The following is a 20,163-nucleotide window of genomic DNA, read 5'->3' on the forward strand; positions in this document are numbered from 1 at the left end:
TAATTTCTAAACTAAACTTAGTCATAGTAAAACCCCCATAGTTGGAACTCCTTGTCCAACTATGGGGGTTCACTTCAATATGCATTTGTTTTTGTTCCCTTTTTTCTACTTAAGGCTAAGTCATATCAGCATTTAGTTACTGCTTTGACCTGACTTTTTGAATCTATTATTACCCAACAACAGTTTGAATTATGATTTTGAGTATACTAAAACTAACCAGTTTAAAAACGATTTTAAAATTATCTTTGTCAATTAGTCATGGTTGGCAAATTGATAATCATATTACTCCAGCAGTCCAGCTGATTGAGAACATGATGGTATCGATCCACAGCCGCGGGTTAGGTGACCAATCAACGGTGGCCTCGTCATCATCACCAAACTGGGTGGTGACAATGGTACTTAGGCTAACTGACGTTGAGTTCGCAGAAATAATAAATTTTGAATATTAGAGCTGCTTATTGAAATAGCGCAGGTGGCTGGGATCTTGCTTACTATATTCAGTGCTGAAAAAATAATTGTTTTTTGATTAAATTGTGGTATGCTAGTTCCTAAAGGAGAGAGTGTATTATGTATGGAAAAAATAATTAACATTTAATTGACCAAAAAGCAAACCAGCACTACACACGCTGGTCACTGCGGAAATTAAGCATCGGAGTTGCTTCGGTAGCCATTGCTTCGGGTTTCTTTGTATATACCGGACTTGGCCAGGTTACCCATGCCGATGCTTCGACTGCCGTTGAAGCATCGGTGGCTACTCCACAGCCGGGGGAGGGGCAGAGCAAAAGTCAATCCACCAGTACGACTACTGATTCTAATCCCTCGGCGGTCGTAAGTGACCGGGCAACAAATGATAGTAGTGCACCATCAACCACGAACCCGGCTGCTGTGACGAACCGGAATTCCCAGGACACACCAATCAATATTGACGCCATCGAATCCGGCCATGTAAAGACGGGTGGTCAGCTGACAAACGCGAGCCAAGTGGTCAGCGGTTGGCTAGAACTGGCACCAAAATCTCGAGCTGGATACACCCCAGGGACTGGTAATTCGACTAAGTTAAACGACTATGAAGTTAACCTGCAGTGGATTGACACTGACGGGGCGATTAGTCCGGTTTACTCGACCAAGAGTCACTACCTGGAAGGGGCAGCCTCCAACGGTGGGGGTGACGGTGTCTTTGCCTTCGACTTGCCGACCTTTACCGACGCCAAGGGAACTGAGCACAAGTTTACATTTTTACCAACGTCTAAACAGCGCCTGAAGCTGTGGCTTGCACCAGGGCAAAAGTCAGCGGACGGCAGTGAATTATTCACCTTCAGGCCAGTCGTCGGGAACACGCCGGGCTTCTCAACGCCAACTACGGCGGGGGCCTTCTACCTTGCCGGTGCTAACCTCCAGCGGGCTAGTATCTACGTTGGTGAAGCACCAACGGCAGAGATGATTAAGACAATGGTTGGTGACCCAAGTACCTGGCGCTATGATGATGCCGGTCCGGATGCTTATCCGGGGAACATTGCTGGGGGAACAAATCGGGTTTCCGGTAGAGTTTGGTGGGGAACATCAAAGCTAGGGACGATTTTCCCAACGTCAGCTGGGGAAAACTTTGTTAACCAGACCGCCGATGAAGCTAAGACTGGCTTCCGCGTAGTCAATGCGATGCTAACTCCTGAGGGAATTGCGGCTTTGAGTAGTACTAGGAGTGCTGCCACGGCGATTGATGAGGTTAATGAACAGCTCGCAATCATGAAGGCCCATCCAGAGTACATCCAAGAAGTAGTGGTAGCACCAGTGATTGATGGTAAGTATACCGCGCACTTTAGTAAGGATATTGATACTGATGGGCTCCTGCAGTTTGTCTTAAATCCAGCAGGCGAAATCCAAAGTTCGTACAGTAACTACCCAGTGCTGGCGTACGGGGGCTGTGGTGACTACATAAATTCTAACGCATTTATTACTACTAGTAGAATGCAGGGTTACAACCTCCATTTTGCACTAGTGCCGAATATTGGAAAGTACAACATTGATATAACTAACTATGATACAGTGGACCATACAGCTCGGCCAGGTGATACTGCTATTTCCAAGGTCAATGCTATTTACGACTATGGACAGAAGGTGGAAATCGTCTGGAATAGTAATGGCAAAGAACTCAAACGGACCACTGTTACAAGCAATGCTGAGGCGGGAAAAGCAGCTCGGCTCACCGTTCCAAAGGACATGGATACTGATACAATCTACAACGTGGAATTAGTTGTCAACGGGGTCACGGTGGATGCCGACAGTTTCTTAGCAGAAATGCCAAAGGACGCTGAGAAGTATACGGCAACCAGCGACAAACTGGTCAAGCCTAACGGCGAACCAACGACGCCAGCTGCTAGTCAGCCAGCACCAGTGCAGACAGCGGTTAAGCCTGCCGGCGCTGCTGAACATAAGCTGCCGCAGACTGGTGAAGACCACAACGGTGCACTAGCACTTGCTGGGGTTTGCCTGATGAGCTTCGCAACGCTGCTTGGCTTTGGTGAGTTACGGCGGAAGAAGTAACCATGTTTTAACTGAATAATTAGGTGTGGTTTGTGAATGGCAACATTCTGACAATACTAAACCTTCTTTCTTTAGGGAGACGTGAGAACAGCGGCGATGCCCTTCTCATGCTCCTACTGAGGGCTCCAGGATTCGGCTTGGCCGGGTGCTGGAGCCCTTTTGTTTGGCTCTTCGTCTAAAGTATAAGGTAGATAGAAGCATGACGATGCTTTTATCTACCTTTTCTTTTATACTTAGAATTGAGGTTGACAGTACCAGTGAATCTAGAATTCGTTTGTCAAACTGGCCCATTAATTTTAAATCGGTGTTTTCCAACATTTTATAACCGGTGTGGACAACATGATCTTAGTCGCTTTTACCAAGAAGTAAGTCGAGATGTGGTTAACCATAAAAATAGCTTACACCGTGCTTTACAACTTACTTTCCCGTAATTAGAGTCATTATTTAGTAATACTAATAATGAGTTGTATTGGACTATTGTTAATCACTTTGCTTGTCCTTCACGGGCCCTGAAACTTTCAGATACTGAGTTAAGATCTTTCATCTTACATAGTACAAATAAAAATATCTCAATTGATCTCGCTACTCATATTGCTGAAAAACTATTAACACTTGCCAAGAAGGCTTAATGATAATTCTTATGTTTATGGACAGATCGCGTATTTAACTAACCGTGTTATCGAGGAAGTTCACGAAAAAGAGAAAATTATTTCTGAAATGCAACACGAAGCGGAAGGGTTGTCTGAATATAATCTACTCTTAACTATCCCTGGATTCGGTGTTCGAACTGTTACTTCTTTGATCGGTGAATTAGGAGATATATTCGTCGTTTCCATAGTAGTAATGCTCTTAATGCCTATATCGGGATTGATCTTAGACATTATTATGAATCAGGTAACTTTGTTGCCACTGATCATATTAGTAAACGTGGTGATGCGATTGCACGTAAAATTCTTTTTAAATCCATCCAAAACATTGCCGTGGCAAGTCATTTTTATCCTAATCATATTAATGATTTCTATCAGAAAAGGAAAAGACAATCTTCTCAGCCAGGAACTAAGAAAATTGCCATTGCCGCGATACACCGTCTTCTCAGAACGATTTATCATCTTGTAAAATATAATCAACCCTATAATTATCAAATAGCTAAAGTATAATTTAAGATTGATTATTACTATTATTGTGCAACCCATGAAAAATAAATCTAGTTCATGAGCTTGTTTTGTTATACTTTAAATTTAACTTTGAGCCATTTTAATTATTTAATTAACTTTTCTATCCAGCTAAATTCCAAGGAATTCCTTAATATCCTTGACTATTCGTAGAAAACCAAAACAAGCACTGATGTTAAATTCATCAGTACTTACAATTGTAGAGTCCCTTTGTTCAACCCGTATTGATAACGACTGCTTACAATAATAAAATTAAGACCACTAGAATAACAGCTTATGGTTTTCGCAACTTTGATCATTCCCGTATCCGAAGTCTACTAGCTCTCAAATCTCATGGTAAAAACTAAGCTAAAAGAAAAGGTCAGCTCAAGCAGCTTCGCTACTTAAACTAACCTCATCAAAATACCTCATCAGTACTGACAAAGGGGTAAAATTGTAGAGCTAATTTGATTACTTGCGCTTCTTGTTTACAGCAGCAAGGCCAAACATTCCCAATAAGGTGGAGGCACCTAAGCCTATTAATGTTAAGCTATTGTTATTACCAGTTTGTGGTAGTTGGTTATCCTTAGCTGTCGTTGATTGAGACGTAATCGTCTTCCCAGTTTGCATGTTAGGAACATTACCTTCTAGTTTGCCAGTAACATTATTTCCATTAGGAGTAGTGTTTGTAGGCGTATTAGTAGCTGGTGTTCCTTGCCCTTGATGATCATTAGTTGTTGGTTGACCGCCATTAGTTGGGATCAAGGCCACTTTAATGATTTGATCAGGGTTACCATCCTTGAAGGTGTAAGATGTTGGAACACTTTCACCAGGAACTAATTGATAACCATCAGGAATGTGAATATTAACTGGAACTGTCTGACCGGTCTTGCCAGGTACTGTTTGAACGCCAACAACCTTTCCTTGTGGATCAATAAACTTATACTTAACCAATTGGTCGGTTGGGATATAAGTAATTACGACTGGAGTAAAGTCGCTGGTGCTGGTAGCCAAAGCAACTGCTGGTGCATTGCCACTTAGCGTATAACCAGGAATTTCTGGAGCATCGTATTCACCGAAGTTTCCAGTGGTCCAATCGCTATACTTGGTTACTTTACCGGTTACTTCATCAACTGTAGCAGTCCGGGTGAGGTTAACCGTTTGATCATGGGCTTCCTTCGTTCCATCGGGCTTGATAACCGTAATCTTCCGCATGATTGTCTTATTTAGATCAGTTGGTGTTGTTGTCTCTGGCGTTTTGGGATCAGTTGGATCTGTGTCCTTAGTGTAAACAAAAGTTGTGGTGTATTGGTATACACTATACTGGCCACTCGTCACTCCAAGAGTACGAACAAGACGATAACCTTTAATTTTCTTAGGTTGGACTTGCCATGAACCATTTGCATACCAGCCTTTTTGCGGATTAACCCCATTATTTTTTTGATTAGGATTATCTAGGTTGAACGCAAGCGTATCATTATTCCTAAGCACATTTCCTTGCTCATCAATATAACGCACAGTTACTGGTTTGTTTGGTAGCAAGTAAACATGTATCCCTTTGGCGTACCAATTGAAATAATCAGAATTAAGATATGTCCCTGTACTTCCAATATAGGAGTAACCTTGTTTTTCACAATGGCTAATCTCCTCACTTATTTTTTTCTCAAAATTACCATTGTTTAGGTCAATCCTTTCGCCATAGTTACCAGCAATCGTAAAAAATTTGTACGGTAGATTTGTTTCTTCTGGAACAAGTAACAATTCAGTCCTATTACTATCAGAATTGTTTTTCAAAACCTTCTTATACTTGAAAGTTAAATAAACATAGTTAGGATCAGCTAACGAATTTCGAGTTTGACCAGTGATTTTACCCTTTAAAACAGGTTCAGAAACTAATTTATATCCAGGAATATTAATGGCTGCGGCTTCATAGCGCGATGCATCCGGTGCTTTCTTATCACCAGCACGGTGTTGTGGAGATTCAGGGGTCATCCAGAAACTATCTAGAACCATTGATGCTAAAATATGCCCGTTATCTACATCAACATACTCTATTTTGATTGGTGACAATGATGCGTAATCTAAATTAATGTTAATGTCTTGCGTAGTAATACCTTTCTTAAGGCAGGCATTACCTTGTTTATCAAAATAGAAATACTTATTCAAAACTTCTGAATTCATTAATTTATAACCGGCCACAGTAAATTCTTGATCCACACTATCCCCTGGTCGAATTTCGGTCTGCTTGAAAGGTTGTTTGAATACATAATGACCATTACTAATCACTTGAATTGGCTTATGTAGGGTGACATCGCGAAAATTCATAGTAATGTTGTACTTACTGGGCAGTGGTTGTTTTGCTGTTATTTTATTGATTATCGGCATTTGTTGCGCTGTCGTTGTTGTTTTATTTGGAACTAATGTTGATGAAGTTTGATGACCAACCGTATTTGATTCGTCGCTAATCCGAATATTGCTTGAATTGGCACTAACTTGTGGATCAGTCACTTGAGTCGTGGATGTATTTTGAGTAGCAACTGTCGCATCATCTGCCTTGGCATTACCACTAATAATGAAGGTTAAACCAACAAGGACAGATGCCGTTCCAACCGTTAATTTCTTAATAGCAAATCGTTGTCGTTTTGCTACTTGTTGCTTATGTAATTTATCCATATTTTATACTCCCTTTCTAATACATAATTTATTATATATTGAATATGTGGGGGGGCAAGTGCTTGTTTGTGACACCTTGTAGAGATGAATGCCAACTTTTAATTTTCACCGGTTTGAATAAATGTGAAAGCACAATGTTACCGAATAGAAAGGATTGGACAGTTATTACAAAATGGCTAAAATACCAGTACAGACTCAAAGCAGAACTGTACTGGTATTTTTTCGTATATTAAATTATTCATTATGATCGTAATCTGTAAAATCACTAAGCAAATGTTCTAGAACATCCATACGATTACTGTAGATTCTTAAAATTTCTACACGACTTTCATTACTAAGGATCTGATAGAAAACAGTATTTCTTGTTAGGTGTAAGTAGTGATAACCCGTTAGAACTTCGGAAAGTTCCGATGCGTCTCTTCCAAAGCCAGGTAGATTAGACAATTTACTGATAGAATCTTGTAAATCATTAACTTTTTGATGAGCGATTTGGCTACCAAATTGCTGTTTTAAGTAATTATATAAGGAAGCAATGTCTTGTTTAGCTGCTCCCTTAAATCTAATTTGATATTTTTTCACTAGTCAAGATCTCCAAAAACTTCATCCATAGTGTATAATCCCTTTTCATTAGAAGCCTGTTGAAGGTCCTTTAAGAGTTTCATGCCATTGACAAAACGATCATAGTTCTCAATATTAACAATGGCATATTTTCCATAACCATTTTTAGTAAGGAAAACAGGGGTATCGGCGTTAACTTCTTTGAGTAGTTTATTATAATCCCGCAAGGCAGACACGGGCTTGATATTCATATTTAACATGTCAATCACCTCTCTTATAGTATATATAATTTTAAGTAAAATTAACAGCGGAAAAATATATTTTAAAATCTTTTCCTTAGAATAATGATGAAAACTATTTAATTTCAAAGGAGACAGATTGTTATGTTACACAAACAACAACACCTAACTTACAATGTACAAACTGGGGAATTTCTACGGAACTTTGAATACCTTGCTAAGTATAGCGAAAAAGCCGGAGTCTCAATTTCTGTGAGGAGGCGCGATAAGATTATTGCAACCTTGTTAGCACCAGCTGCTGTGGAAGAAATTAGTGATTTTGTCGAAAAGATGGAGCTTAAGCATCAAACCGACCAAGCAGAGAATAAGCGGTTAAAGAAAGAAGTTGCCGCGTTACGTTTAAGACTGAACCTTAAAGAAAATTTGGATAAATAATAATGAAGCTGGTTAATGAGATCAAGTGATGATTTCATCAACTAGCTTTTTTAATTGGTGTATTTTTCTAGTATTTGACAGTAACAATAAGCAACGGCTTGGGGATAGTCAATATAAGTCGCCGTCTCTAGATTCAATGAGTAGTGGAAATAATCAGCAAATTCATAAATTGATGGTGTATGGTCAAATAACTGATACCTCCTAAAGAGCTGTTGCTGCACATCAACTTCCATCATCTGTGGTAATTTGATTCCAGCCAGTTGTAAGAATAGATCTTCAAAATTTTTGTTACCAAAGCCAATTAAAGTATCAGCTTGATCAAAGAATTTTTGAATGGTTGGTAGGTAATTATTTAATGCTGATTGGTTAGTCACATCTTGGGGAGTGATGTGGAAACCTTGTTGAGTTGGGTCCCAACTTTTAACTATTTCTGGTTTAAACAAGTGTGAGAAAACAATGTTACCAAATAGATCCGTTATGGTTAGGTGAATAATTTCATCACTTTGCCAATCTAAACCAGTAGTGTCAATCCAATAAATAAATGGAGTATAGTATTTTAACATTTTTCAAATCCTCCAGCGCAAAATAATATATATTTTTTTGAAATTAAGCTATATTATTTTGCTCTACCTGCTTTCGAATCCGTTGCAAAGTGGAAATCGAAATATCAAAAGCACTTGCAGTCTGTTTATAAGAATGAGTAAGCAAGTACTCATAAGCGGCTTGGTAGTGTGGCGTGATCGCTCTTTTGGGTCGTCCTTCATGATAATCAGACCGGTGCAGCTTAGCATAACGTTTCCCTTCTTGGGTGCGGTCCACAATCATATCCCGCTCCATTTCCGCGACTGCCAAGAGAATTGTCTTAACTAACTTACCTACTGTTGAGTTTTCCAACATGCCAATGTTAAGAACATTGATCTTCACGCCTTGATTCATTAGTGGGTCGATTACATTTAATGCTTCCCGGGTATTTCTAGCTAACCGATCCAGCTTAGTAACCGTAATCACATCACCCGGCTTTACCAATTGAGTGAATTTAGCAAATTGTGGGCGGTCAGTAGTGGTACCCGTAAATTTTTCGGAAAAGATACAATCATCACTGATTCCAGCATTCTGCAATTGATTAATTTGATCTGCTAGTTCTTGTCCTTTTGTAGACACTCTAGCATAGCCATATTCCGTCATTTCAATCCATCCTTTTTGACCATAAGTTTCTGAACATCATTAAAGCTTGATGTTATAGGCCCAGCCCCTTCATTCACTTACTTTCAAGTTTTTGACCAGGGCCTTGCAATAAATATAGTGCGAATGGTTGAGAATCTACATAGCCAAGTTGAAATTAGGTGTCGGGTAAGCTGACACATTTTAGCAGATGTGCGACACCATTTTTGACACCGGACTTTAAATTTTGAATAGTGCTAGTTATTAACTCAAATGGTGTCGGTCTGGTGTTAGTTAAGCTGACACTAGTAAAACCTTACTGTATCAAGCATTGGGTAACTTTTGAATTATTTTGGTGTCAATGGAAAAATGATGCTTAAAGTCAGTGGTACCATGGCATTGGAAGGAAATGTGTCAACGGTGTCAGGTTTTGAACTGAACTTTTTAAATTAACTATTAAATGAAGAAAAATAATAGTAATTAATTTAAAAAGAGTAGGTAATAGTTATTTATTATGTTTTCATTCCAAACCTGACACAACTGACACCAAATGAAATGGGTAACCAAAGTAACTTGACATTTACTGTTAATACTTGCATCAGTCTAATGTTATTAATCCTGAAAAGCTTCATTTAGCTATTCAATTAAAAAGAAAGTGTCTAATCAATAATTGTAATAAAAGTAGTTCCTCAACATCCTTATAAACTTGTTATAATAAAAAAGTGCACTGGCGACCACCAATGCACAAGTTGTCAACTGAGGAGCTGATACCCTTGAGGGTGTACTCTGTTGCGCTTGGCTGGTGGTGTATTGCAGTACACCAGAACAAGAGCGCTACCGTTAAGCTATCAGCCTAATTGTTGAATATAATATTCTCATTTACGGTTATATTATAGCATGGTTTAGCGACTTTGACGACCGCTTGGCTTTCGGGCTGAGCGGTTTTTCTGTGTCTTAATCTGACTACTTTACCCATCAGCTTAAAATTTTTGGATTAGTGGTTTGCAATAAATATAGCCAAGATGAGGTTCGGTGTCAGCTAAACCGACACATTTTAGCCAATGTGCGACACCGTTGTTGACACTGAATTTTGAAATTTGAAAAGTATCAGTTATTGACTTAATTGGTGCCGGGTTAGTGTCAAGTTAGCTGGCACCAGTAGATTATTGTTATATCAAGCATTAGAACACTTTTCAATAATTGTGGTGTCAATCAATAAATAATGACTAAAGTCAGTGGTATCAAGGTATTGGGAGAAAATGTGTCAACAGTGTCAGGTTTTAAGCAGAACTTTTTAAATTAACTATTTAATAGATAGAAATAATAGTAATTGATGTTGAAATTAGTAGTTAATTATTATTTATTATGTTTCACTCAAAAACCTGGCACAACTGACACCTGCTTAGTCTAGTATTGTTTAAACACGTAATTGTAATTAAAAGCAAGCTGTCAGCATAAAAAAGCGTAAGTTTAAATGTTGGATGTGAAAATGCCCGTGACCTTATTAATTTGAGGTTGCGGGCATTTTTTCTAATGAATAATACTTCAATAGATAAATAGAAATAGTGCTTGGTAATGAGCACTTAGTATAATCATTAACTTTATCACTGTTAATTAATTCAAATATTTGACTAAAAATTAGAAAATTGACGGTTGATTCAGAACTTCTATAAGACAAATTTAGCTAAATTTAATGCTATTTTGATGCAAAAACACATTGCTTTTAGCTGGCTAATGCTTATTTTACAATACTTGTAATATAAATAAAAAAATATCGGAAAAAATTTAAATTTTTTCGTGCATCGATTATTAAATTTTATATTATGAATATATAAATAAATATTAATAATAAATTAATGAAATTGAGGAGCGATTATTATGCTAATACAAATAATAGCAGGACCTATTTCAACATAATAATTATATAAAAATAATAAAAGTCAATTGTGATATCGAAAGGAAGTTTTAAATATGACCAAAGGTTTAGTAAGAAAGAAAACAGATCCCAAATTTTACTTTGCAATTTTTATTCGAAAGCATCACGGAAATTATAATGGCGGAATTGGCATCATTATTCCCCATCTTAATGTATTATTTCAGATCACTAGATTTCGCGGCATGGCTAAAGAAGTAACTGGTGAATGTTTCTTCTCTAATGCTTACGAAAAAATATATGAGCCATCTTACTCCAATCTTCGAGTTGTTCGTTATTCTAGATTCTCTGACTTAGTAGAAGCGCACCCTGAACTTGAACATCCATTTTTCCAGGAGATTTTTGAAAAGCGACTGCAGGAAATTGCCAATTACCGGATTGATGACCGAGGTGTCTTTAGAGTGGTAGATAATGATCCAACAGCAGATATGGACTTCGGTCTCATTAATGTTCGTATGAAGCATTATTTCAAGAAAATGAAGAGTGGCTGGCCAGTAGATTAGGAAAGGTGAAGCTAGAATGTTAATGGATGATAGTGGAATTATGACTTTTCCGAGCACTCCATCTTACTTACTTCAGGCGGAAATGCTTCAGCTAAATAAAGTGTTTAGTGGACATTGTGAGGATGAGTCTGGTAAGAGTGAAGCAATAAAAATGCTACCAGAGCAAGTATTTAGTGAACTAATAACCAAAGGACCATTTCAAAATGATGCTAAATCAACGTTTAGATTCACTAAGAACGGCATTTATGCTGCTAATAAAGTAGTTGCACATGACGTGGTACAGATTGATGTTCATTCAATGCTTCCTACTTTTGCCTATGATCTTGGTTTATTAAATGGTCAGTACCAAGCTCTATATAATAGGAAAAAATCGATTGAAAAGATTGATGGTTATCAGGCTAACCCCAAGCTAGCTCAGGAAAGGGCGGACATCAAGTTCCGGCTTAATCATGCTTGTTCTACTAATGATAGTGGGAGGGGCAGATACGTTAATCGGTTACTTCCGGTGTTTAGTTCCATGAATTTTATGTTTGATGTCTTAAGCTACTGGGGACTTAACAATATTTTAGCTTGTCTTAATGATGGCTTCATCATGCAGGTCGGTAAGAGGTTTAATCAGAAATTTGCCAAGTTTGAACAATATTATCAGGAACAGATTCCGCATTTAACCTTCTCAGCTAAGAAGTGGAAGTACGGAATTGTTAAGAACCCGCAGGAATATATACTGATCAACTCACCATCAGATTATAAGTGTCGCAACCATGAATTCGATGTTAATTCGCTGTATCAACAGAAAACAGGACACAGTTTGAGGACACTTAAAACAGACGAGGTTGACCAAGATACGTTAGCATTAGCACAAGCAAAAGAAGGAGAGGTGATTAGAGTGCTTTATCGTTACATGTTTGAACCAGATATTGATGGTTTAGGAGCACTTGACGAACAGGAACAATTCAAGGATCTGGATAAAATTCTTCAGCAAGCTGGAGTTAATGATATTGACTACAAGGTACCGAAGAAGCATTTCTACAATGTTTACCTAGGTGATGATAATGACCCTGATGACTGGGCATATCAGTTCACTAAGCGGATATTGCAAAATCAGGTTTTCGCTACTGGAGATAAACTTAAAGGTAGAGTTAATTTGTTGGGTCAGACCATTAAGATTGATGAAGTCCAAAATATTGATGATTATCTGGATAATAGTCGAGTTCAAGTTATTAATAATTACACACCGTCAGTTATTGATTCTATTGGCAACGATCAAACCATTGAAGAGTGGTTAGAGCATGAGGTTAAGAAGATCCAGCAAAGCAATGTTAATCTAGCTTACCAGTACAGCCTACTTACAATGACTGCCCAAGCTTGGGCAACTCTCAACAAAGAGAGTCCTAATAAAGTAGTTAATTATTTAACTAAGTTGAGAAAAAAGCATGGATTGTCTCAGCTGGATATGGCCGATATGGTATATAGCGATCCGAATACCATTGATGGTCAGCTGATGGTGAAGGACAGTCATAATGTGTACAGCTCTAAGGCTTCGGTAATTAACCATTTATTGAAGAAGTACATGAATAAGCAGCAGAAGCAACACTTTGACTTAGTGAAAAATAATATTTTAGCATTGCTGCAAGACGACAAGTACCAAGATACTTTAGAAAGTGGCTTCAATTCTGATACCCAGACCATCTGGTTGAATGGTAAAGGTAAGATTCAAATCGATACACAGTATGGTCATGTGGTTTGACATCATGTGAACGTTAACTATAGTCCGGGCATTGTTAACAGCACAGAATACTATCAGGTTAATAGTTTTCTTAAACACCTGGCTCCTAAACAGGAGCGTCAGCTAAAAGCAATGCTTGGTCTAATTCCACTTCAACATACAGAGATTATGAAGGAATTAAGAACTTTTATTGTACTAAAAGGTAAGAGTGGTGCTGGAAAGAGTACATTAGCAAACTTGCTAGAGAAACTTTTTAATGATCCTGATCAGGCAGGTTCTAACATTATTTCTAATACGCAGAATGTTAACAAAGCCTTTACTGATGGGCATTATATTGCTCTTAACGATACTAAAAACGGCATGTTAATGTTATGGTTTGATGATTTTCAGTCCTCTAGTCGGAATAATATTATTACTGCCAATGCAGGAACAGTAATTAATGGGGTGATTTCTGGGGTAGCACAAAATGCTTCCACAAAATATGAGCGGGATCATCCGGTAACCTTACCTTCACTAATCGTAATCGCGACTAACTCTATACCGCAAGTTACGCAGGAAGGAACCGCAGCTAGAATGTTCGTGATTGATTCACCGAAGACGCTCAAATAAGATCCGATTAAGGATGAGAACGGTAATGTTATTAAGGTTGCTGATTTTATTAATAATCCAAAAGTATGGCAATCATTGTTCTATATCATCATGCGGGAAGCAGCTAATTTGCTTAAAATGACTGATAAAGAACGGGGAGAAATTTTCGATCATAAGTATTCTGCAGCGTCTAAGTTGTCGGTGCTCAATGATTCATTGGAGCTATTCTTTGAAAATCAAGGAATTACTTCACCGTATGACCTCATCGGGATGCAAGCCAATAAACTCTTTAATGTTTATAAGGATGAAGCTAAGCAACCAGGGGTATCTTATCGGTCATTTACGGATCAGCTAGAATTGTTGGGACTTGTACTTAAGCGGAAACACTTTAATGGAAGAACTTTCCAGAAAGTGATTTGTTCCAATAACGATCGGCTAACTCAAGAAAAAATGAAAGCCATGCTCAATGACCTCAGTATTCTGCCAGACCAAGTAAATAGTGTGGATCTTGATACTGGTGAAATCAGGCCATTAAAGACATGGCATCACGGTTACGAAAATTTAAAGGATAAGTACCCTCACGCCAATGAAGTATTTAAACCATTTAAATTTAGTAACTGATGAAAATATTTGATTACATTAATTTTAACATAGAATTTCTATTTGAATTTGAAAGGAAGAATAAAAATGGCACGTTTTGCAAGAGAGCTTAAACTAGTAAAGGTAACTAAGAAAGACTTCGTAGAAAGATTCCAAGAATTTAATATATTCGATAAGTTAAGTGAGGATACTCGTTTAGAGGTTGAAATTAATGATAAAGAGGGAATGGTTAAAGGAGTTTACCTTCCAGTGGGTTCTTATAACGAATTAATGCTAAATTACATTCAGATGAACGAGTTGGTTAAGAGTCTTGTGGATGATGGGGAAAATACAAATGATGGCAAACAGGATAAGAGATAAAAGGCTAAATTTGTACTAAGTTTTAACGCAATATACGAATATAGCGACAAAATAAAAATATTGGTAAATGATTATGTTACCCAATGCTCTTAGAGAGGTATATGTAAATGCTATTAAGAAAATTGAAAAGCCAATAAAGAAAGTAATAAGTTGAGAAAGGGAAATGTAATGGTAAAGGATGAAATTGTTAACTTGAAAACACTGGCGGATATTATCGGTTGTAGCAATGGTTACATCTATACTTTAATCCGGTTAGGTATGCCGTATCATCAGTTGGATCCAAAATCCAGACGCTACTTTGTAGTTGATGAAGTGGTTAATTGGTTAAAAACAGCGGGATTTCAACAGGTTACGACCTGGCGAGCGCGTTAATATTTTATTAATGTGCTTGGAGAGTGATAACATTTGACGATTAAATTAGTTACCAATAAAAATAGTAAACATTGTGGGCAATACTGGATAAGACCACAGACTAGCGTGCATGGGAAGTTGATTTCGGCACCGGTTCACTATGCAGAAACGAAGTCAAAAGCTAGAAAAATTGAGGCAGATTTGATTGATCAAATCAAGACGGGGCATGATTTCAACACTGGTAGCAAGTACCTTCCACAGGCCTTGTCCGAATGGATTGCAAAGCAGATCAAGATGGAACGCTGGAGCCCAGCTTCAATTAAGACTTGGCGGTACACCGAAAAAATGGTGCATTGTTATCTAGGTGGCGTGAAGGTCAGAAATTGTGATAAAGATACGATCAGAGAGTTTATTACTACCTATGCAAGAGAACATCATGCTAGCATTACCACTCATTCCACAGCTAGTAAGCTGTTACAGCAATTGAGAACTTACTTCCTAACGCTGGAGGGTGACGTAATTATTAAGTCACCAGTGCCTAATCGGCCAATTGACTACTTCTTTAGGAGAGATAAGCAATCAATTACCAAAGAAAAGTATGCAATGACGTATCAAGAATTTCAGGCCTTTCGGCAAGCAATCCAGGATGATTTGAAGCAAATTCCAATTCAACGTTGGGTGGTTAGGATGGCTTTGTGGGTCGAAGCCGAAACCGGAATGCGGCCACAAGAAATCCAAGCATTGAAGATAGCTAATCTCACCCAAGATGAAGGTCATTGGGTATTTCGGATTAACGATTCTTATTCCGAGCTGACTAAAGGATTAAATGGTCACTTAAAAGCTCGCCGCAAGGGTGAAAGTCGTCTAACACCACCAATAACTCAGCAGCTTTATGATCAGTTGTAAGTTTTTAAGAAAAAACAGGAAGAGTTTATAACAGAAAAAGGTCTGCAAACCACTAGTGATTTATTGTTCCTTAACTTAACCGATTACCGTTTAGCTCGATTGGGCTATCCGGTTACCCAACGGTCAATGAATGACATGCTCAAGGAACTTTGTCGAAGAATTGGCGTTAATAATGGTGATCTGCCATTGAGTTGTTACACACTTAGAACAACTTGCGGAACTAGGTTAGCAAGACTCGGTGATTACAGTTACGCTTGCAATCGCTTGGGCAACTCACTAGCTGTCTATATGCGCTACTATGTGAAAACTTTTAATACTGGTTATAGTGGATTGATGGATCGCTATCTGTCAATGTAAATTGAGTTTTTTCGGTGCAAAATTGGCTGATTTTGCACCGATAATCTTTAAATTGCACTGATAATGATGTAAAGAATTGAAAAAGGATGAAAGAAATGCGAGAAAAATTAAGGGAATTAGGCAGTCAAAAACGCCATGAATTTATTGGGGAATTTGTACGACTCGGATATAAGAATAGCTTTAGGACTTTTCGAGCAACGTTGATGTTAGCGAATGTTAAACTGGTTGAGAATGATGAATTAGTAACTGACCATTTGTGGTTCAACTATACCAAGAGCTTTCTTAAATTAGGGGAACTGAAAGAAGGCGACCTCATTAAATTTAATGCCCGCGTAAATGGATATGATAAGGGATATATAGTTGCGGACACTCATGATTATCGGTTAGTTAATCCATCGAAGATTAAGTTAGTGAATAATAAGATTGCTCGCCCACCAATGCCAATTGACAATAATGCAGCAATGATTGGTTATGCTATGAAAAAGAATAAACAATTCTATAAAGAGAATCACCGTTCGTATATACAATGGTATGTTGATTGTTATGAGTATTGGCTAAAGCAGTTGAATTCAAACAAGGACTAACTGTAAAGTGTTTAAGCACAAACATCACTGTGATTTACAATTAAGTAAGGTGGCTGATGTGCTTATTTGTATTCCCTTATCTATGGAGATAGATACAAAACATGGTATAATGTAAACATTAGAAGTATGATGCCAGTGTGCAAAATGGTTTAAGGTGGTTACTTAAACCGATCGATAGAAGGAGTGTTTAAATAACATTCCTTTTGTTGTCTATACTTAAATAAATTATCGGCGTAAAATAAAACAGCGATGAACAAATCCACCGCTGAAATAACCATCTCCCGCCGGTATCAAACCTGAATGAATTACTTCAATAGGTAATCAATCAAACGCTTAATAGCTTTTTTAATTGATTTTTTTAAGTGCTTGTTAGGCACTATTACGATAAAGATGAAGAATACCTTCATCAGTAGGAGTTGCCTCCTTCCTGTGCAATTGGGTAGGTCGAACCCTCTTGAGGCACAGCAATTATTTTACCATAAGACTCACTTATGATATAATATAGATACGATAAAGATGAAGTACCTAAGCACAAACGGTTTGGTCACCGCGGTCTGCAATAAAGTACCGATGGTTGGGGTGCCTAATAGCACTCCTTTTTTATTGGAATGAATCATAAAAGAGAACATTGTATAAAGTAACTATCAAATGAAGAACACCGGTATGCAAAATGGTTTCAGTTCGTTACTTAAACCGTGCTGGTAGTTGGGGCGCCTAATAAGCGCTCTTTTTATTTATGATGTTATTCTTAGACTATCTATTTTGGATTATGGCATCATATAAATACCATAATGATACCTAAAGGGAGGGCTTACTATGACTGCAACAACATCTAAAGAAAAAATTGGTTTAACAATTCGTTTAGATCCGGAACTCCATAAAGAACTGGTCAAGGGGCTGAATAGTATTAATATGACTCTTAATAGTTACTTTACTCTGGCTGCTAAGCAATTCGTTATTCAAGGTAAGGTTCCATTTGAAATTAAAGCTGAGTCTAAAGTAGAACATGTAACTTTCAACGAAAAAACTAGAAAGGCCATTGTACGAGTCTTTGCTGAAGAAGAAGGGCTTCTTTCCAACACTGCAAAAACTTTTGATAATACTGATGATGCAATGGAGAAGCTTTTTTATGACTAATAAGAACTGAAGAGTTAGCTTTGATCGTCAGTTCAAGATTGATGTGAATAATTAGCGAAAAATTCGATAATCTTCAGAATGAACTTCCATTTATTTGATGGTAAGGTTGGTTTACTAATTATCCACACTGAAATAAATAAGCGCAAATTGTTTTGCTTTATGCGATTTGGAAGCTATAACGAACTTTTTTATCCAAAACAGTAATAGAGATCACTACACTATAAAGAAGCAAAATAGTGAGAGATATAGCTGTGAATAGTAGGTATTAGATTGGTACATTAATATAATAAAGGAAAACAAATATGACAGAAGAAGTTAAAGACTACCATGATAATTTTTTAGAGGTTTTAGAACAAAGTTTACTTGAAGATAAGAAGATATTGGATTTTCTAAAGGGCAAGTAGAAAAGCTTCAGATCTATTTTCAGAATAGTACAATTGAATTACCGAATAGGTCAGTGAATTGGCACTGTTCAACTGAGATTCTTGAAGTGAGCAGACACTTGAGTTGCTAGAACCTGAACTAATCTAGTATTGATAGAGGCAAGCTGCATTAGACCTCATGCGTGACTCAGCACGGAAACGAAACCAATATAGTGGGGCTGTCTAACAGCTCTTTTTGTTTGGATTTTAAATTTAACTATAGTATTGAATTGTTAAAGCAAGTGTACTGGTTACCATTTTTAATATTTAATAGCTTATAATGAATACAGAATATTTAGTGAAGGTAGAAAACTCAAATGAAAACAGCTAGCAAAACACTACTAACAAGAGCAGAAGGACAAGAATTTGATCGCAAAGCTGCCGAGTTTGATCGGAGAAATTTGGCTAATATCTTAGTATCATTTGCCAATGCTGACGGCGGAACAGTGGCGCTTGGAATTAAGAACAAAGAGTTTGAGGGGATTGATCATTTAGATACCCATAAGATTAATGATTTTAAACAAGTAGGGTATGATTTAATTCATCCTGCTCTGAAAGTGAAAACTGAATTCCAGAAGGTTACTGTTAATGGTAAAGATAATCGGATCATGCTGTTAACCGTTGAATCCAGTGATAAATATGTTTATTCTAACTCCAAAGATGAGGTTTATTTACGGATTGGTGATGAAAGCAAAAAGCTAACTTATAAGCAAATTGAAAGTCTTAATTACAGCAAGGATATTCGATCCTATGAGCAGGAAACGGTTGAAACGGCGTTATTAGAAGATTTAGATCAGGACCTGCTAGAGCAATATAAGAAACTTAACCATTTTGATGGCGATGATGTATGGAAATTGTTATTCTCTAGGGGCTTTGCTAACCGTAAAATGACCTCAGATGATTCATATGTTTATAAGCTCAATGTGGCGGGTGTCTTAATGTTTGCTGAAATGCCAGATGCCTTTATTCCTGGAGCAAGAGTTAGGTTTATTAGATATAGTGGAACGCAAGCTGGCGTTGGCGAAAACTTAGATGTTATTAAGGAAGCAATGATTGAAGGACCACTACCAAAGGTCATTGAACAGGCAGATAACATTGTAAAATCACAATTACGAGAGTTCACATCCTTAAATGTTGAAACAGGTAAGTTTGAAACCGTACCTGAATATCCTAAGGGTACTTGGCTAGAAGGAATTGTAAATGCGGTAACGCATCGTGCTTATAATTTAAACGGTGATGATATTCGAATCATTATGTATGATGATCGGATTATCATTCATAGTCCTGGCGATTTACCGTCAATAGTAACTGTCGATAATATCCGTACTACTCACTATTCCAGAAATCCAAACATTGCCAGAGCGTTAGTTCAATTTGGCTGGGTTAGAGAATTTGGTGAAGGTGTTGATCGGATGTACAAAAACATGGAAGAGTATTTCCTTGAAGATCCAGAATACGTTGCTACTAATGCCTATACCGAACTAACCCTAAGAAATAATATTGTGATGCGGAATTCAAGACGTAAAGAAGAAATAAGTAAAATTACTAACTATGATTTTACTAAGCTAACTTATCCTGAAAGAGCAGCTTTGATTTATGCCTATGAACATAAAGAACTACGACCTAAAGAATTTATTAGTTCTAATTCTAAGTTACATCCATCAACCGCTCGGAAAGCATTAAGTGATCTGACAAAACTAGAGCTTTTAGAAAGACATGCGGATTCGCCAACTTCACCCAATACTTACTATACATTGAAAACACAGAAATAATGTTTAACGGTTAATGAATTAGATAGCTGGATATAGCTGCTAGAGAGTAAGCCAAATAGTAAGCAAGTTATATAGCTGAATATAGCTATTAGAGAGTAAGCCAAATAGTAAGCAAGTTAGATAGCTGGATATAGCTGCTAGAGAGTAAGCCAAATAGTAAGCAAGT

At 37.5% G+C, this 20,163-nt stretch carries 18 protein-coding genes; 13 read left to right on the plus strand and 5 right to left on the minus strand.

The annotated features are described in order from the left end of the window. The first annotated feature begins 747 nt into the window (after positions 1-747). Both AC1EKL_RS07660 and AC1EKL_RS07665 read left to right on the plus strand, forming a co-directional pair. Entirely contained in the window at positions 748-2,541 is a 1,794-nt protein-coding gene (locus tag AC1EKL_RS07660; protein ID WP_480190268.1) for an LPXTG cell wall anchor domain-containing protein, read from the plus strand. Positions 2,542-3,362: 821 nt separating this feature from the next. Further along, positions 3,363-3,698, plus strand: coding sequence for a transposase (locus tag AC1EKL_RS07665; protein ID WP_480190091.1), 336 nt, complete (start codon positions 3,363-3,365; stop codon positions 3,696-3,698). 465 nt (positions 3,699-4,163) lie between these two features. Here AC1EKL_RS07665 and AC1EKL_RS07670 read toward each other — a convergent pair whose 3' ends face one another. The 3 genes from AC1EKL_RS07670 to AC1EKL_RS07680 form a co-directional block, all read right to left on the minus strand. After that, positions 4,164-6,365 carry a mucin-binding protein gene (locus AC1EKL_RS07670; RefSeq protein ID WP_480189739.1) on the minus strand — a complete coding sequence of 734 codons (2,202 nt, stop codon included), beginning with the start codon at positions 6,363-6,365 and terminating at the stop codon, positions 4,164-4,166. A gap of 234 nt (positions 6,366-6,599) precedes the next feature. Then, entirely contained in the window at positions 6,600-6,944 is a 345-nt protein-coding gene (locus AC1EKL_RS07675; RefSeq protein ID WP_480189738.1) for a type II toxin-antitoxin system RelE/ParE family toxin, read from the minus strand. Beyond that, positions 6,944-7,183, minus strand: a complete 240-nt coding sequence (locus AC1EKL_RS07680; protein ID WP_480189737.1) for a type II toxin-antitoxin system prevent-host-death family antitoxin — start codon at positions 7,181-7,183, stop codon at positions 6,944-6,946. Before AC1EKL_RS07680 ends, AC1EKL_RS07675 begins: the two co-directional genes overlap by 1 nt. 123 nt (positions 7,184-7,306) lie before the next feature. Here AC1EKL_RS07680 and AC1EKL_RS07685 point away from each other — a divergent pair, with 123 nt between their 5' ends. After that, positions 7,307-7,597, plus strand: coding sequence for a hypothetical protein (locus AC1EKL_RS07685; RefSeq protein ID WP_480189736.1), 291 nt, complete (start codon positions 7,307-7,309; stop codon positions 7,595-7,597). Positions 7,598-7,647: 50 nt separating this feature from the next. On the opposite strand, the gene AC1EKL_RS07690 is transcribed toward AC1EKL_RS07685, so the two are convergent. Beyond that, positions 7,648-8,160, minus strand: a complete 513-nt coding sequence (locus AC1EKL_RS07690) for a hypothetical protein (protein ID WP_480189735.1) — start codon at positions 8,158-8,160, stop codon at positions 7,648-7,650. Between the two features lie 43 nt (positions 8,161-8,203). Further along, entirely contained in the window at positions 8,204-8,782 is a 579-nt protein-coding gene (locus AC1EKL_RS07695) for a recombinase family protein (protein ID WP_480189734.1), read from the minus strand. A 1,947-nt stretch (positions 8,783-10,729) separates the two neighbouring features. Here AC1EKL_RS07695 and AC1EKL_RS07700 point away from each other — a divergent pair. The 10 genes from AC1EKL_RS07700 to AC1EKL_RS07745 all read left to right on the plus strand — a co-directional run bounded on the left by AC1EKL_RS07700 (position 10,730) and on the right by AC1EKL_RS07745 (position 19,997). Then, positions 10,730-11,194 (plus strand): hypothetical protein, encoded by a 465-nt coding sequence (locus tag AC1EKL_RS07700; RefSeq protein ID WP_480189580.1) that lies wholly within the window; start codon positions 10,730-10,732, stop codon positions 11,192-11,194. 16 nt (positions 11,195-11,210) lie between these two features. After that, positions 11,211-12,941 (plus strand): hypothetical protein, encoded by a 1,731-nt coding sequence (locus AC1EKL_RS07705; protein ID WP_480189579.1) that lies wholly within the window; start codon positions 11,211-11,213, stop codon positions 12,939-12,941. A gap of 6 nt (positions 12,942-12,947) precedes the next feature. Further along, positions 12,948-13,529 (plus strand): hypothetical protein, encoded by a 582-nt coding sequence (locus tag AC1EKL_RS07710; RefSeq protein ID WP_480189578.1) that lies wholly within the window; start codon positions 12,948-12,950, stop codon positions 13,527-13,529. Between the two features lie 108 nt (positions 13,530-13,637). Beyond that, positions 13,638-14,129, plus strand: coding sequence for a hypothetical protein (locus AC1EKL_RS07715; RefSeq protein WP_480189577.1), 492 nt, complete (start codon positions 13,638-13,640; stop codon positions 14,127-14,129). A 66-nt stretch (positions 14,130-14,195) separates the two neighbouring features. Next, complete coding sequence (locus tag AC1EKL_RS07720) at positions 14,196-14,468, plus strand: hypothetical protein (protein ID WP_480189576.1); 273 nt, start codon at positions 14,196-14,198, stop codon at positions 14,466-14,468. A 150-nt stretch (positions 14,469-14,618) separates the two neighbouring features. Beyond that, positions 14,619-14,840: a hypothetical protein gene (locus tag AC1EKL_RS07725; RefSeq protein WP_480190269.1), complete on the plus strand. Its 222-nt coding sequence runs from the start codon at positions 14,619-14,621 to the stop codon at positions 14,838-14,840. Between the two features lie 33 nt (positions 14,841-14,873). Next, positions 14,874-15,725, plus strand: a complete 852-nt coding sequence (locus AC1EKL_RS07730; protein WP_480189574.1) for a hypothetical protein — start codon at positions 14,874-14,876, stop codon at positions 15,723-15,725. 452 nt (positions 15,726-16,177) lie between these two features. Further along, positions 16,178-16,666, plus strand: a complete 489-nt coding sequence (locus AC1EKL_RS07735; protein WP_480189573.1) for a hypothetical protein — start codon at positions 16,178-16,180, stop codon at positions 16,664-16,666. 816 nt (positions 16,667-17,482) lie between these two features. Continuing rightward, positions 17,483-17,803: a type II toxin-antitoxin system RelB/DinJ family antitoxin gene (locus tag AC1EKL_RS07740; RefSeq protein WP_480189572.1), complete on the plus strand. Its 321-nt coding sequence runs from the start codon at positions 17,483-17,485 to the stop codon at positions 17,801-17,803. Positions 17,804-18,542: 739 nt separating this feature from the next. Further along, entirely contained in the window at positions 18,543-19,997 is a 1,455-nt protein-coding gene (locus AC1EKL_RS07745) for an ATP-binding protein (protein WP_480190052.1), read from the plus strand. The last annotated feature ends 166 nt before the right edge of the window (positions 19,998-20,163 follow it).

It is taken from the genome of Limosilactobacillus sp. C0001E2 (assembly GCF_056590915.1).